The sequence below is a fragment of the Actinosynnema pretiosum genome (assembly GCF_024171695.1).
GTDB lineage: Bacteria > Actinomycetota > Actinomycetes > Mycobacteriales > Pseudonocardiaceae > Actinosynnema > Actinosynnema pretiosum.
Genome location: NZ_JAMTCF010000025.1, coordinates 1 through 14,816, shown reverse-complemented (window position 1 = coordinate 14,816; position 14,816 = coordinate 1). Strand labels below are relative to the sequence as shown.

The 14,816-nt window shown below is 71.6% G+C and carries 11 protein-coding genes and 1 pseudogene; 11 read left to right on the top strand and 1 reads right to left on the bottom strand.

Annotated features, from left to right (window positions below):
• Positions 1-11 precede the first annotated feature (11 nt).
• The 6 genes and pseudogenes from LV78_RS35815 to LV78_RS35790 all read left to right on the top strand — a co-directional run bounded on the left by LV78_RS35815 (position 12) and on the right by LV78_RS35790 (position 8,577).
• Entirely contained in the window at positions 12-1,028 is a 1,017-nt protein-coding gene (locus LV78_RS35815; protein ID WP_253850548.1) for a serine/threonine-protein kinase, read from the top strand.
• Positions 1,029-1,145: 117 nt separating this feature from the next.
• Positions 1,146-1,640 (top strand): ATP-binding protein, encoded by a 495-nt coding sequence (locus LV78_RS35810; RefSeq protein WP_253850547.1) that lies wholly within the window; start codon positions 1,146-1,148, stop codon positions 1,638-1,640.
• Positions 1,641-2,026: 386 nt separating this feature from the next.
• On the top strand, positions 2,027-4,084 hold the full coding sequence (locus LV78_RS35805) for an acyltransferase family protein (RefSeq protein WP_253850546.1): 2,058 nt from the start codon (positions 2,027-2,029) through the stop codon (positions 4,082-4,084).
• Positions 4,085-4,255: 171 nt separating this feature from the next.
• Positions 4,256-5,029 (top strand): annotated as a pseudogene (locus LV78_RS35800) (dolichyl-phosphate beta-glucosyltransferase); the annotation flags it as partial.
• Positions 5,030-5,170: 141 nt separating this feature from the next.
• A complete protein-coding gene (locus LV78_RS35795; protein ID WP_253850545.1) occupies positions 5,171-7,237 on the top strand; it encodes a glycosyltransferase family 39 protein in 2,067 nt (688 codons plus the stop codon).
• 98 nt (positions 7,238-7,335) lie between these two features.
• Complete coding sequence (locus LV78_RS35790) at positions 7,336-8,577, top strand: hypothetical protein (RefSeq protein ID WP_253850544.1); 1,242 nt, start codon at positions 7,336-7,338, stop codon at positions 8,575-8,577.
• Positions 8,578-8,592: 15 nt separating this feature from the next.
• Here the strand turns inward: LV78_RS35790 and LV78_RS35785 are convergent, their stop codons facing one another.
• On the bottom strand, positions 8,593-9,627 hold the full coding sequence (locus tag LV78_RS35785; protein ID WP_253850543.1) for a LacI family DNA-binding transcriptional regulator: 1,035 nt from the start codon (positions 9,625-9,627) through the stop codon (positions 8,593-8,595).
• 218 nt (positions 9,628-9,845) lie between these two features.
• Here LV78_RS35785 and LV78_RS35780 point away from each other — a divergent pair, with 218 nt between their 5' ends.
• From LV78_RS35780 to LV78_RS35760, 5 genes are all read left to right on the top strand, one after another.
• Positions 9,846-11,165 carry an ABC transporter substrate-binding protein gene (locus LV78_RS35780; protein ID WP_253850542.1) on the top strand — a complete coding sequence of 440 codons (1,320 nt, stop codon included), beginning with the start codon at positions 9,846-9,848 and terminating at the stop codon, positions 11,163-11,165.
• Positions 11,162-12,073 (top strand): carbohydrate ABC transporter permease, encoded by a 912-nt coding sequence (locus tag LV78_RS35775; protein WP_253850541.1) that lies wholly within the window; start codon positions 11,162-11,164, stop codon positions 12,071-12,073. The genes LV78_RS35780 and LV78_RS35775 overlap by 4 nt, the downstream gene beginning before the upstream one ends.
• Positions 12,070-12,939, top strand: a complete 870-nt coding sequence (locus LV78_RS35770; protein WP_253850540.1) for a carbohydrate ABC transporter permease — start codon at positions 12,070-12,072, stop codon at positions 12,937-12,939. The genes LV78_RS35775 and LV78_RS35770 overlap by 4 nt, the downstream gene beginning before the upstream one ends.
• Before the next feature lie 14 nt (positions 12,940-12,953).
• Positions 12,954-14,444 (top strand): arabinosylfuranosidase ArfA, encoded by a 1,491-nt coding sequence (gene arfA / locus LV78_RS35765; RefSeq protein WP_253850539.1) that lies wholly within the window; start codon positions 12,954-12,956, stop codon positions 14,442-14,444.
• An 87-nt stretch (positions 14,445-14,531) separates the two neighbouring features.
• On the top strand, positions 14,532-14,816 hold a 285-nt coding region (locus LV78_RS35760; RefSeq protein WP_253844361.1), incomplete at its 3' end, for a transposase.

Here is a 14,816-nt window from a genome sequence, read left to right as displayed (position 1 = left end):
GGGTGCGGGTTGTGTCCCTGTCTCTGTCGACCAAGACCACGGACGAGGTCGCGGTAGGACCCGAGTGGTCCGCCGCGGACACCGGAGAGCTGGAAGCGGGCAGGTTGCTGGCCGGGCGCTACCGGCTCGACGGCCTGATCCGCACCGGCGGCACCGCCCAGGTGCACCGGGGTTGGGACACCCTGCTGAGGCGGGCGGTCGCCGTGAAGCTGGTCGCGCCAGGGGCGGGCCGGGCCGCGTACCGCCGGTTCGACAACGAGATGCACGTCCTCGCCGCCCTCGGTCACCCCAACGTGGTGTCCGTCTACGACGTCGGCGGCCGGGGACGGGACTCGTTCGTGGTCCTCCAGCTCGTGGACGGCCCCACGCTGCGCGACCACCTCGACCGGGGCCCGTTCAGCGAGGCCCAGACCAGGCTGCTCGGCGTGCTGCTGTCCGACGCGCTCGCCCACGTGCACGAGCACGGCGTGGCGCACCGCGACCTCACCCCCACCGGCGTCCTGTTCGACCACGCGGGCAAGCCGCACCTTGCCGACTTCGGCCTCGCCGGGCCGGGTGGCTCGCGCACCCGCCGCACCGACCGCCGCGTCGGCACCACCGCCTACCTCGCGCCCGAGCAGGTGCGCGGCGACGCGGTGGGGGAGCCCGCCGACGTGTACGCGCTCGGCCTGGTCCTGCTGGAGTGCCTGACCGGCCGCCCGGCGTTCACCGGCCGCACCGCGCTGTCCCGGCTGGGCCGCTCGCCGGAGATCCCGCTGTCCGCGCCGTCGGACCTGGCCCACCTGCTGGCCGCGATGACCGCGCGCCGCCCCAAGGACCGCCCGACCGCCGCCGCGTGCGGGCTGGCACTGCGCGGGTTCGCCGCGCCCGTGCCGCCGCCCGCCGCACCGTCCCGGCACCGCGTGCTGGTGGGCGCGGCGACGGCGGTCACCCTCGCGGCGATCGCGCTGGCCGTCGGCCAGACCCCCGACCCGACCATCGCGGCCCCGGCCGCCCCGACCGCGATCGAGGCGCCCCGAGGCCTGTGACCCGTCCCACCGATCGTTCCCCTCCCCACCGGTTTGACCCCCGTCCCCACCGGGTAATTGCTGACGCGCCTTGAAAAACCAGGGTGCTGCGTTGTGCTGTGCTGGGGGTGCCTAGGGATGAACACCACCGGGGTCGCGGACCTCCGGATCTCGGGGGGACTGCTGCTCCCGCACGAGGTGCGGGAACGGGTGGCCGCCGCGCTGCCGGGGGCCGAGCGGGACCGGCTGCTCGACCTGCTGATGGTGGTGAACGCCCTGGTGGAGAACGCCCTGGAGCACGCCGAGGGCCCGCGCGAGCTGCGCCTGACCCGCTCGCCGGTGCGGGTGGAGGTCGACGACGCGAGCCCGCAGCTGCTGCCCGTGCTGGGCAGGCCGGGGCGTCGTCACCGGGGGTTGCTGCTGGTCAACCGGTTGGCGAGCCGGTGGGGGGTGCTGCCGTCCGCCGGGGTGAAGACGGTGTGGGCCGAGGCGGGCTGGAGCCTGCCGGGGGCGGGGGCGGGGCCGGGGCCGGGGGTGACCGGGTGGCGCTCGAACGGTTCCGACCCGAACGAGTCGAGCCCGAACGGTCTGACCCCCGGCGACCTGAGCGGCGAGGGGCTGCACCTCGACTAGCGGACCGGTCGCCGCGCGATCTGGAACTCACCCATTCGGACAAGGCTGGTCACCGAATAGCCCGATTCGGTGACCGGATCTCGGTCGGATCAAGAAAAGAAAACGCTTGCGGACCCTTGTCTCGGTCAAGTCGATGTGCTTGACGCCCCTTGCGCATCACCGGCCCCCTGGTTTTCCCACCTCACGAGTCACACGTGATTCCTGCTCGGTCGCCCGATTGATATACGGTCCACGAGATCGCGGATCACGCCGGGCCGTCGCCCGGTGAACGCGAGCGGTGGCGCGCCCACGCAGGCGCGCGCAATCGACGGCGACAGCGACAGCAGCGCGAACGGGCGCTCGGGGATCTTCCGGGAAGCGCCGAATCCGAACGCACGGGGAGAACGATGACGTCCACCGAGACGCTCCGGGAGGCCGCACCTCGCGGCGTGGAGCACCGGTCCAGACAGCGGGACGACATCCAGGGCCTGCGGGCGCTGGCGGTCGGCCTCGTGCTGGTCTACCACCTGCGGCCGACCTGGCTGCCCGGCGGCTTCGTCGGCGTCGACGTCTTCTTCGTCATCTCCGGCTACCTGATCATCGGCGCCCTGGTGAACGAGCTGCGCCGCAACGGCCGGATCAGCCTGTTCTCCTTCTACGCCCGGCGCGCGAGGCGGCTGCTCCCGGCGGCCACGGTCGTCCTGCTCGGCGTCGCGCTGACCACCGCGCTGCTGCTCCCGGTGTCCCGGCACCCGGACGTGCTGCGCGAGGTGGTCGCCTCGGCGCTGAACGTGCAGAACTGGCAGCTGGCGATCTTCGCGGGCGACTACGCCAACGCCACCGCCGAGGCGTCCCCGGTCCAGCACTTCTGGTCGCTCAGCGTCGAGGAGCAGTTCTACCTGGTCATCCCGCTGGTGCTGATCCTCGCCGGCATGCGCGGCGCCCGGCCGGGCCGGAACGCGTTCGCCGCCGTCCTGGCCATCACGGTCGCCTCGCTGGCGTTCTCGGTCTACTACACGCCGCTCGACCACACCGCCGCCTACTTCATCACCCCCACCCGCATGTGGGAGCTGGGCATCGGCGGCCTGCTCGCGATCGGCCTGCCCCGGCTCGCGCTCTCCCGGACCGCGCGCCTGGTCACGGGCTGGCTGGGCCTGGCCGCCGTGCTGGCCGCCGCCTTCCTGTTCACCACCGCCATGCAGTTCCCCGGCTGGATCGCCCTGCTCCCCGTGCTCGGAGCCGCCGCCCTCCTCGCGGCGGGCAGCGGCACCGGCGACGGGGGTGTCTCCGCGCTGCTGGCGCGGCAGCCGCTGCGCTACCTCGGCGACATCTCGTACAGCCTGTACCTGTGGCACTGGCCGGTGCTGGTCTTCCTGCTGGAGTTCCAGGGCGCCGCGCACCTGTCGGCGGAGTGGGCGCTGGTCGCGGCGGCGGCGAGCGTCGCGCTGGCCGCGCTGTCCACCCGGCTCGTGGAGACCCCGCTGCGGCACCTGCGCCCGCGCGCCGCCTACGCGCTCGGCGCCACCATGATCGTCGCGTCCGTGCTGGCCGCGGCGGTCCCGTGGTACTCGGCGCAGGCCAGGATCGACGACCTCAAGGCCAACTCGGTGCTCGGCAGCGACCACCCCGGCGCGCTCGTCATGGACCCGGCGTTCCCGGCCGGGCTGCCCACCGCCACCCCCGTGCCCGACCCGGTCATCGCGGGCGACGACATCGCCAAGGCCTGGGACGACGACTGCGGCAAGGTCGCCGTCGACCGCGAGGACTGCTGGTACGGGCCCGCCGACGCCCCGAAGACCATGGTGCTGCTCGGCGACTCGCACATGACCCAGCTCTCCGGCGCGCTCATCGACCTCGCCGAGCGCTCGGGCCAGTGGCGGGTCCGGATGCTCGTGCACGACGCCTGCCCGTTCAACGCCGAGGCGCCCAAGGTCGCCGCCCCGGACGGCAAGCAGCGGCAGAACACCGAGCCGTTCGCCAACTGCCCCGCCGACGACCGGGCCAAGCGCGACTGGATCGTGCGGGAGAAGCCGGACATGGTGGTCACCGCCGCCATGACCCCCGAGGTCTACAAGCAGGACATGAACTGGGAGTGGCCCTCCTACCAGCGGGCCGTCGACGGCTACCGGGAGATCCTGCGGCCGATCGCGGAGGCGGGCGTGACCGTCGTGGGCATCCGCGACACGCCCCGCAGCCGCCCCGACGTGCTGGCCTGCCTGATCGAGACGCCCGGCCAGTGCGACCGCACGCGCGCCGAGGCGGTCACCCCCGACCCGGTCACCGAGGCGGTCGCGACCCTGCCCGGCGGCAAGCCGGTCGACCTGACCGACTGGTTCTGCGACGCGACCACGTGCCCGGCCGTGGTCGGCAACGTCGTGGTCTACCGGGACAACCACATCACCGACACCTACGCGAGCACCCTGGTGGGGCCGCTGGGCGAGGCGCTGGGCATCGAGCGCCGCTAGCCGGCCCCGGCCGCCCCCGAGTCCCGCACGACGAGCGCCCCGCCACCCGAGCAGACCGGGTGGCGGGGCGCTCGTGCGCGTGACCGCCGTCACGCGGCTGTGGCGGCGCGCACAGCCGGTCCACAGGTTGCGCACACGATCCGTCCAGGCGGCGGCACGAGAGTTGTCGCCATGACGACGAACGCGACCGAGCCGGTGGACCTCGGGAACGGCACCCCGGTGCTGGACGTGGTGGTGCCGGTCTACAACGAGGAGCGCGCGCTCGCGCCCAGCGTGCGCAGGCTGCACTCCTACCTCGGCGCCACGCTCCCCTTCGCGTTCCGGATCACCGTCGCGGACAACGCCAGCACCGACCGCACCCCGGACATCGCCGCCGAGCTCGGCCGCGAGCTGGACGGCGTGCGGGTGCTGCGCCTGGCCGAGAAGGGCCGGGGACGGGCCCTCAAGGCCGCCTGGCTGGGCTCGGAGGCCGCCGTGGTCGCCTACATGGACGTGGACCTGTCCACCGACCTGGCCGCGCTGCCCGCCCTGATCGCCCCGCTGGTGTCCGGGCACTCCGACGTCGCCATCGGCAGCAGGCTCGCCAGGGGCGCCCGCGTGGTGCGCGGCCCCAAGCGCGAGTTCATCTCCCGCGCCTACAACGTCATCCTGAGGCTGGCCCTGCGCGCCCGGTTCACCGACGCGCAGTGCGGCTTCAAGGCGATGCGCTCGGACGTCGCCGCCCGGCTGCTGCCGCTGGTGCAGGACACCGGCTGGTTCTTCGACACCGAACTGCTCGTGCTGGCCCAGCGGTCCGGGCTGCGCACCCACGAGGTCGCCGTCGACTGGGTGGACGACCCCGACTCGTCGGTGGACATCGTCGCCACCGCCGTGGCCGACCTGAAGGGCGTCGCCCGGCTGTGGCGCACCCGCCTCGCGCTCCCGGCCGACCTGCGGCGGGCCCCGGCCCGTGACCTGGTCCGGGCCGCCTGAGACAGCGCAGTCCGAGGCAAGCGCAGTCCGAGACCGCGCAGTCCGGGGCCGCGCAGCCTGAGCCCCCGCCCGCCGCACCCCTCCCGCAGACCACACCGCACAGGAGAGCCGACCATGACCGCCCTGCTCACCGAACCACCGGCCGTCCCGGCCGCCGAGCCGCCCGCGCGTGGCCGCCTGGCCAGGCTGGTGCTCGGCCCGGCCGACGCGCCCCGGTACGCGCGGCCCGCGCTGCTGGTGCTGCTGGCCGCCACCGCCGCGCTGTACCTGTGGGACCTGACCTCCTCCGGGTACGGCAACAGCTTCTACGCCGCCGCCGTGCAGGCCGGGACGCAGGACTGGAAGGCCTGGCTGTTCGGCTCGCTGGACTCCGGCAACGCGATCACCGTCGACAAGCCGCCCGCCGCGCTGTGGCTGACCACCGCGTTCGCCAGGCTGTTCGGGTTCTCCAGCTTCACCGTGCTCGCCCCGCAGGCCCTCATGGGCGTGGCCTCAGTGGCGCTGCTGCACGCGACGGTCAAGCGCACCAGCGGCCACCTGGCCGGGCTGCTGGCGGGCGCGGCGCTGGCCGTGACGCCGGTCGCGGTGCTGATGTTCCGGTTCAACAACCCGGACGCGCTGCTCGTGCTGCTCATGGTCGCGGGCGCCTACTGCCTGGTGCGGGCGCTGGAGCGGGCGAGCCTGAAGTGGGTGCTGCTGGCCGGGGCCGCGATCGGGTTCGCGTTCCTGACGAAGATGCTGCAGGGCTTCCTGGTGCTGCCCGCGTTCGCCCTGGTGTACCTGGTCGCCGCGCCGACCACGCTGGGCAGGCGCGTCGCGCACCTGTTCGCGGCGCTCGGGGCGGTCGTGGTGTCGGCGGGGTGGTTCATCGCGCTGGTCGACCTGTGGCCGACCGACTCGCGGCCGTACATCGGCGGGTCGACGGACAACACGCTGCTGGAGCTGGCGCTGGGGTACAACGGGCTCGGCCGCATCCTCGGCGGGCAGGGCAACGGCGGCGGTGGCGGCGGTGGCATGGGCGGCGGCAACACCGGGTTCGGCGGCGAGACCGGGGTCTTCCGGATGTTCGGGACCGCGTTCGGCGGCGAGATCTCCTGGCTGCTGCCCGCCGCGCTGGTCGCGCTGGTCGCGGGCCTGTGGTTCACCCGCCGCGCGCCCCGCACCGACCGCACCCGCGCCGCGCTGCTGCTGTGGGGCGGGTGGTTGATCGTCACGGCGGTGGTGTTCAGCTTCATGAGCGGGACGGTGCACCCGTACTACTCGGTGGCGCTGGCCCCCGCGATCGCGGCGCTGGTCGCCATCGGCGGGCGGGAGCTGTGGCGGGCCAGGAGGTTCGCGACGGCTCGGGCGTTCCTGGCGGCGATGGTCGGGGTCACGGCGGTGTGGGACCACGTGCTGCTGGCGCGGTCGTCGGACTACGCGCCGGTGATCCGGTACGCGGTGCTGGTGGTGGGGTTCGTGGTGGTGCTGGCGCTGCTGCTGGACCCGAGGCGGGTGGCGAAGGGCGCGGTGGCGCTGGCGGTGGCGGCGGTGCTGGTGGTCGGCGTCGGCGGCGGCGCGTGGGCGGTCAGCACGGCCGGTCAGGCGCACACCGGGTCGATCCCGTCGTCGGGGCCTGCGGGGAGTTCGATGGGCTTCGGTGGTGGGGGTGGTGGCGGTGGCGGCGGCCAGATGCCCGGCGGTGACGGGCAGGCGCAGGACGGGCGGGCGCAGGACGGGACCGGTCAGCGCGGCCAGGCGGGCGATGGTGAGGCGCAGGACGGCCAGGCCCAGGACGGCCAAGCCCAGGACGGCCAGCAGGCCCAGGCCGACGGGATGCGCGGCGGCGGTCCCGGTGGCGGGTCGAGCAGCGAGGTGGTCGAGCTGTTGAAGAGCACGGACTCGAAGTGGGCGGCGGCCACCACCGGTTCGCAGTCGGCGGCGGAGCTGGAGCTGTCCACCGGCAAGGCGGTCATCGCGATCGGCGGCTGGAGCGGTTCGGACAACGCCCCGACGCTGGAGCAGTTCCAGCGGGCCGTCGCGAACGGTGAGATCGCGTACTACATCAGCGGCGGCGGGATGGGCGGCGGCATGGGCGGTCGCGGCGGCTCGGACTCGTCGACGTCGGCGATCGCCACGTGGGTCCAGGAGAACTACACCGCGCAGACGGTCGGTGGGAGCGCGGTCTACGACCTGAGGTGATCCACGGTGGACCGGGGCGGACCGACTTGCGGTCCGCCCCGGTTTCCTGCGTTGAACTGCTCATGGTCCGGCGGGCCGGGCGGGCGGGAAAATGCCTGATGACGCAATCGACGCCCCCGCCGGAGCTGGCCGCGCTGCGGATGAGATCGGGATCGCTGGACGACCTCTTACCGGGATACGCGAGCCGGTGGAGAACCATCGCGGCCACGCTGCACAAGACCTTCCCGGTTGACCCCGCCTCTGAGGGAGATGTGTGGCGCCTGTTCACCTCCTACCACGCGCACGGCGAGGTGGACGGTGCGGAGAAGTCGGCGATCGACTCCCCGCGCGAGGTCGACCCCCCGCTGGCCGGGGCGATCTCCATGCTGCTGGGCGCTCTCATGAACGCCAACGGGCAGTGGGACTACCTCCGGAAGCAGCCCTGGTACACCGACGGCGGACACCTCGTCGCCATCGACGTGAACTACTACCCGGACCGGTTGGGGAAGGCCGCGCAGCCGTCGTTCCACAAGGACACGGCGGGCAACAACATCTTCGTCAACCTGCTGTTCGACAACACCGAGCGCATCCCGGCCACCGAGTGGTTCGTGGACGTCAACGACCCGAGCCTGCACAGGCGGCGGGTGCAGATGGCCCTGCTCCCCCCTGAGCACCTGGCGGACCTCGACCGGGCTCGCCGCCACCTGCGCGCGAGCCTGCCTGCGGGCGAGCTGGTCGGAGGTGGCCTGACCGATGGCGCGGACACCTACGTCTCCTGGGTCGACGACCTGATCTGGCACGCCACCCCGACCCTGCTGAACCGGCACCGGTACAGCGCGGACCAGGCCCTCAAGGCCTACGAGGAACTGGACGTCAAGCGGCAGTTGGACGAGCTGCCCGAGTCCTACCACGACGTGGTCCTCGACCAGAGGATCTCCGTGGTCGAGCTGCTCGGCTCCATCGCGGAGAGCGAGAACACCCACCTGAGCCGCTTCCTCAGCCCGCGCTTCGCCCCGCAGGACCTCGATCCCGGCCTCGCCTCGCTGGCCTGGGACCGCCTCTACGCCGGGACCGGGGGCCTGGTCCGCTACCGGGCCGACGTCGAGGAGCGGGACCACCTCCCGTGGCACCTCACCGGGCTCCTCTCGGTCGCGAACACGTACGACAGCCTCACCCCCGGCAGCGCGCTGGTCGTCGAGCCGACCACGGGCCTGGCGAGCCGAGGTCGGCGCAACAGCTCCCCGGAACCGGGGCTGGCCGAGGCCGAGGCCCGGCTCGCCGCGCGTTCCTTCATCCGCGCCTGGGTGCGCGCCATCCCCAAGGGCAGCAGGGAAGTGCGAGAACTGGGTGTCCCCTTCTGACCGGCGGCGGGCGGTCTACCCGACCGCCCGCCCCAGCGTGCTCTCCCGCGCCACCAACCGGTGCGCCGCCCGCACCTCCACCCCCGCGACGTCCTCCGTCCCCCGCCCCAGCCCGATCCGCATCAGCAGCCGCTCCACCGCCGTCGCCGCGATCGCCTCCTTGTCCGGCGACACCGTGCTGATCGTCGGGTTCGAGTACCGCCCCTCCTCGATGTCGTCGTACCCGATCAGCGCCACGTCCTCCGGCACCCGCACCCCGCGCTCCAGCGCCGCGTGCAGCGCCCCCAGCGCCACCAGGTCGCTGTAGCAGAACACCGCGTCCGGCGGGTCCGAGCGGTTCAGCAGGCGGCGCATCGCGCCCGCGCCGTCGGCCCGGTTGAACCTCGGCGTGCCGATCACCAGCGCCTCGTCCACCTCCAGCGCGGCGTCCAGGTGCGCCTGCCTGAACCCGGTGGTGCGCAGCTGCGCGGCCTCCCCGGTCGGGTAGGGCTGGTCGCCTATCGCGGCGATCCGCTTGCGCCCCAACGAGATCAGGTGCGCGGTGGCCTCCCGCGAGGCCGCCACGTCGTCGATGCCCACGTGGTCGAACGAACCCGCCGCCGACCGCTCGCCCAGCACCACCAGCGGCAGCGTCGGGTCGGCGTCGGCGAGGTCGCGCTGCGCCAGGCCGAGCGGGCTGAAGATCAGGCCGTCGAACGCGAAGCCCCGCGCGCGCCTGCGGATCAGCTCGCGCTCGTGCTCCGGGTCGCCGTCGGTCTGGTCGATCAGCACGTTGTACCCGCCCGCGCGCGCCCTCGGGATGATGCCCTGGAGCAGTTCGGAGAAGTACGGCGTGTCCAGGTACGGCACCACGACCGCGATCTGACCCGACCGCCCGCGCGCCAGGTTCCGCGCCACCACGTTCGGCCGGTAGTCCAGCTCCGCGATCGCCTTCTCCACCTTCGCGCGGGTGGCCTCGGTGACCGGCGCGTAGCCGTTCACCACGTTCGACACGGTCCTCGGCGACACCCCGGCGAGCCGGGCGACGTCGCGCAGGGTGGCCTCGCGCATCTCACTCCTCGTGATCGCAACCGCTCGCAACCGGTGACCGAGTGTGCTCCGCGCGAGTCCCGGCGACAACCCCGTCCACGACACTGCGCACGTCCGTAGCGGCTTTATTTCGTCCGCGTGACGTCTTGCAGCGCGGCAGAGCGAGCACCATGCTGCTTTGCAGCGCAGCAAGACGTACCTCCTGCACACCGCCGCCCTGGTGACAGAAAGGCGCTGCCATGCGCGGAAGCCCGTTCAAGACCGCATCGCTGCTCGCCGCCGCCCTCCTCACCGCAACGGCCGTCACGGCCTGCGGGAGCGATGACGGCGGACCGGGCCCGGACGGCAAGATCCACGTCTCCGTGTGGGCGTGGTACCCCGAGTTCAAGGGCGTTGTGGACGCCTTCAACGCCTCGCACGACGACATCCAGGTGGACTGGACCAACGTCGGCACGGGGCCCGACCAGTACGCCAAGCTCAAGACGGCGTTCACGGCGGGCAAGGGCGCGCCGGACGTCGCTCAGGTCGAGTTCCAGCAGATCCCGACGTTCATCATCCTCGACGCCCTCGCCGACATGGGCGAGCACGGCGCGAACGAGGACGAGGAGCTGTACGCCGACTGGGCGTGGAGCCAGGCCACCGACGGGGACAAGGTCTACGCGATCCCGGTGGACGGCGGGCCGATGGCGCTGATGTACCGGAAGGACCTGTTCGAGCAGAACGGCATCCCGGTGCCGAAGACCTGGGACGAGTACCGGGTCGCGGCCGAGCGGATCAAGCAGGTCGACCCGGACGGCCACATCGCGAGCTTCGGCAGCGACGGCGGGTGGATCAACGGGTTGATGTGGCAGGCCGGGTGCCGTCCGTACGGGTACTCGCAGGCGCAGGCCCGCGACCAGGTGCGGATCAGCCTGACCAGCCCGGAGTGCGTGAAGGTGGTGGAGTTCTACGGGGACCTGGTGTCGCGCGGGCTGATGGCGAAGGACCCGTTCTTCACGGCGGACGCCACGGCCGCGCTGGACTCCGGGAAGTACTGGACCTGGGCCGCCGCCGGGTGGACGCCGGGGTACGTGGCCGGGTCGCTCAAGAACACGGCGGGGAAGTGGGCCGTCGCGCCCATGCCGCAGTGGAACGCGGGCGAGGACGAGCAGGGGGACTGGGGCGGGTCGACGTTCACGGTCACCAAGCAGGCGCGCAACGCGGAGGCCGCGACGAAGGTGGCGCGCGAGCTGTTCGGGAAGTCCGAGGCCGCCTGGGACATCGGGTTGAACAAGGCGTTCCTGTACCCGCTGGTGAAGGAGGTCGCGGCGAGCGCGGAGTTCACCGGGAAGGCGTACGACTTCTTCGCCGGGCAGAAGGTGAACGAGATCTTCGTGCCGGTGTCGGACAAGCTGGGCGAGTTCCAGTACACGCCGTTCCAGGACTTCGTGTTCGGTGACCTGAACGACCGCAGCGCGGAGGCCATGGCGGGGACGCGGCCGTGGAGCGAGGTGCTGTCGGAGACGGAGAAGAACGTCGTCGCGTACGCGGAGAAGCAGGGCTTCAAGGTGACGCGGTGACCGGTTCGGTAGGCGGGAAGGCGCCGCGGCGGAGGTGGGGTGGCGCGGCGCACCCGGTCGCCGGGATGTTGTTCGTGCTGCCGTTCTTCGTGGTGGTGCTGGTCTTCTTGGTGGCGCCGCTGGCCTACGCGTTCTGGTTGAGCCTGTCGACGCGGAGCCTGGCGCTGGGGACGCGGTTCAGCGGGCTGGACAACTACGTCAGGGCGTTCACCGACCCGGTGCTGCTCGACGGCGCGCTGCGCGTGGTCGGGTTCGGGCTGGTGCAGATCCCGGTCATGCTGGGGCTGGCGCTGCTGGGCGCGTTGTTGCTGGACGCGGTGTCGGGGCGGGTGGCCAAGGTGTTCCGGCTGGTGGCGTTCATGCCCTACGCGGTGCCCGCGGTGGTGGGCGCGCTGATGTGGGGGTTCCTGTACAGCAGGACGTTCGGGCCGTTCGCTGACCTGCCGGTGGTGGTGGGGGGCGAGCCGCTGGACTTCTTCGGGCCGGGGTTGTTGCTTGTGTCGCTGGGGAACATCGTGACCTGGGCGTGGACCGGGTACAACATGATCGTTCTCTACTCGGCGCTGCAAGGGGTTCCGCGCGAGGTGTACGAGGCGGCGGTGGTGGACGGGGCGTCGCCGGTGCAGGTGGCGCTGCGGGTGAAGGTCCCGGCGATCCGGGGGGCGATCGCGCTGGCCGCGGTGTTCACGGTGATCGGGACGATGCAGTTCTTCACCGAGCCGTACGTGATGGCCCGGTTCGCGCCGCAGGTGTCGGGTGGGTACACGCCGAACCTGTACGCCTACAACCAGGCGTTCGCGTACTCGGACTTCCACTACTCGGCGGCGATCTCGTTCGTGCTCGGGTTCGCGGTGTTCGTGGTGTCCTACGGGGCGGTGCTGGTCAACCGGTGGAGGTCGCGGGCGTGAGGCGGACCTCTGCGGTGCGGCGGGCGGGCCTCGGGGCGAACCTGGTGCCGAACCTGCTGATGGGCGCTGGGGTGCTGTACTTCCTGGTGCCGTTGTTGTGGGTCGTCGTGGCGGCGACCAAGAGCCAGCCGGATCTGCTGTCCAGCCCGGCGCTGTGGTTCGCGGAGTTCAACCTCGTGGAGAACGTGGGGTTGTTGTTCCGGGAGGACGGCGGGGCGTACGGGAAGTGGTTGCTGAACACGGCGGTCTACTCGGGCGCGAGCGCGGTCGGCGCGACGGCGCTGGCGGCGCTGGCGGGGTACGGGCTGGCGCGGTTCTCCTTTCCCGGCAAGAAGTTGTTCGAGACCGGGTTGCTGGGGATGGTGATGGTGCCCGCCACGGCGCTGGTGCTGCCGACGTACCTGATCCTGGCCGAGCTGGAGCTGGTGAACACCCGGTGGGCGGTGATCCTGCCGTCGTTGCTGCACCCGTTCGGCGCTTACCTGATGCGGGTGTACATCGCGCAGAGCGTGCCGGAGGAGCTGGTCGACGCGGCTCGGGTCGACCGGGCCGGGGAGGCGCTGATCTTCTGGCGGGTGGTGCTGCCGGTGGTCAGGCCCGCGCTGGTGACGGTCTTCCTGTTCACGCTCGTGGCAACCTGGAACAACTACTTCCTGCCGCTGGTCATGCTCAGCGACAGCGACCTGTACCCGCTCACGGTCGGGCTCACGACCTGGTTCAACACCGCGCAGCAGGAAGCCGGGACCAGGATGCTGTTCAACCTCGTCATCACCGGGGCGCTGTTCGCGGTCGTCCCGCTCATCACGGCTTTCGTCCTGCTGCAGCGGTTCTGGCGCAGCGGTGCGAGCACCGGCGCGTTGAAGTAGGGGAGCGGTTGGTTGTGCTGAGGGCTGTTGTGTCGTTCCGGGGCGACGACGTGGTCGGGGCGGTTCGGAGGAGGCTGTTCGGGTCGTTCGTGGAGCACCTCGGGCGGTGCGTGTACGGGGGGATCTACGAGCCGGGGCACCCGAGCGCGGATGAGGAGGGGTTCCGGCGGGACGTGCTGGAGCTGACCCGCGAGATGGGGGTGTCGGTGGTCCGGTACCCCGGTGGGAACTTCGTGTCGGGGTACCGGTGGGAGGACGGGGTCGGGCCGCGCGAGCGGAGGCCGGTGCGGCGGGACCTGGCGTGGCGGAGCATCGAGAGCAACGAGGTCGGGCTGGACGAGTTCGTGCGGTGGGCGCGGAAGGCCGAGGTCGAGGTGATGTACGCGGTCAACCTCGGGACACGGGGGGTGGCCGAGGCGCTGGACGTGCACGAGTACGCGAATCATGGTTCGGGGACGGCGCTGTCGGACCTGCGGGTGGCGAACGGGAGCGCTGAGCCGCACGGGATCTCGTTGTGGTGCTTGGGGAACGAGATGGACGGGCCGTGGCAGCTGGGGCACAAGACGGCGGAGGAGTACGGGCGGCTGGCGGCGGAGACGGGGCGGGCGCTGCGGCAGGCCGAGCCGGACCTGGAGCTGGTGGCGTGCGGGAGTTCCAACTCCGGGATGCCGACGTTCGGGCACTGGGAGGGGGTGGTGTTGGAGGCGGCGTACTCGCAGGTGGACCACATCTCGTGCCACGCGTATTACGAGGTGCTGGACGGGGATGTGGATAGTTTTTTGGCGTCGGCCGAGGACATGGACCGGTTCATCGGGAGTGTTGTCGCCACGGCTGATGCTGTTGGGGCGAAGTTGAAGGACCCGAAGAGGATCGGGATTTCGTTCGACGAGTGGAACGTGTGGTCGATCAAGGATTTCGAGGCGTCGCGGACGTTGGAGTGGCGGACGGCGCCGAAGCTGATCGAGGACACGTACGACGTGGCTGACGCGGTGGTGGTGGGGAACCTGCTGATCTCGTTGCTGCGGCACACGGATCGGGTGGCGGTGGCCTGCCAGGCGCAGTTGGTGAACGTGATCGCGCCCATTCGGTGCGAGCCGGACTCGGCGGCTTGGCGGCAGACGACGTTCTACCCGTTCGCGTTGACGTCGAGGTTGGCGCGGGGGGACGTGCTGCGGACTTTCGTGGACGGGCCGGTGCAGGACACCGGGCGGTTCGGGGAGGTTCCGGTGGTGGACGCGGTGGTGACGAGGGAGGGGGAGGAGGTGGTGGTGTTCCTGGTCAACCGGCATCGGCACGAGTCGGTCGAGGTGGGGTTCGAGGGTGGGGAGCGGGGGGTTGTCGAGGCCTGGGTGCTGGGGGACGAGGACAGCGGGGCGATCAACACGGCTGTGCAACCGGAGAGGGTGAAGCCCAGGGGGTTGGAGGTTGAGCGGGACGGGACGGCGGTGAGGGTTGTGCTGCCGCCGGTTTCGTGGGGGGTGGTTCGGTTGGGTGGGGGTGGGTGAGGGTGAGGGTGAGGGTGAGGGGAAAAGCTTAATACGACAACAACAGGTTGTTATTTATTGACCAGGGGCGGGTATACCGTCTTGATGGTGGTCGAGGACGTGTGGTCGTGGTCGGCGGGGTTCGACGCGTTTGTGGTCGGTTTCGCGGCCAGGTTCCCGCGTGTGGAGTCGAGACGTCAGATGCGTTGCCACGTAAGAGGATTATTGTCCGAAGTGGAGCGTAAGAACGGATGGGCCCTGGCGGAGGCGACCGGACAGTCGGGGCCTGAGCGGATGCAGCGGTTGCTGAACTTCTACGCCTGGGACGAGGACGGCGTCCGTGACGACCTGCGGGCGATGGTGACGGAAGTACTGGGTGATCCGGAGAGCGGC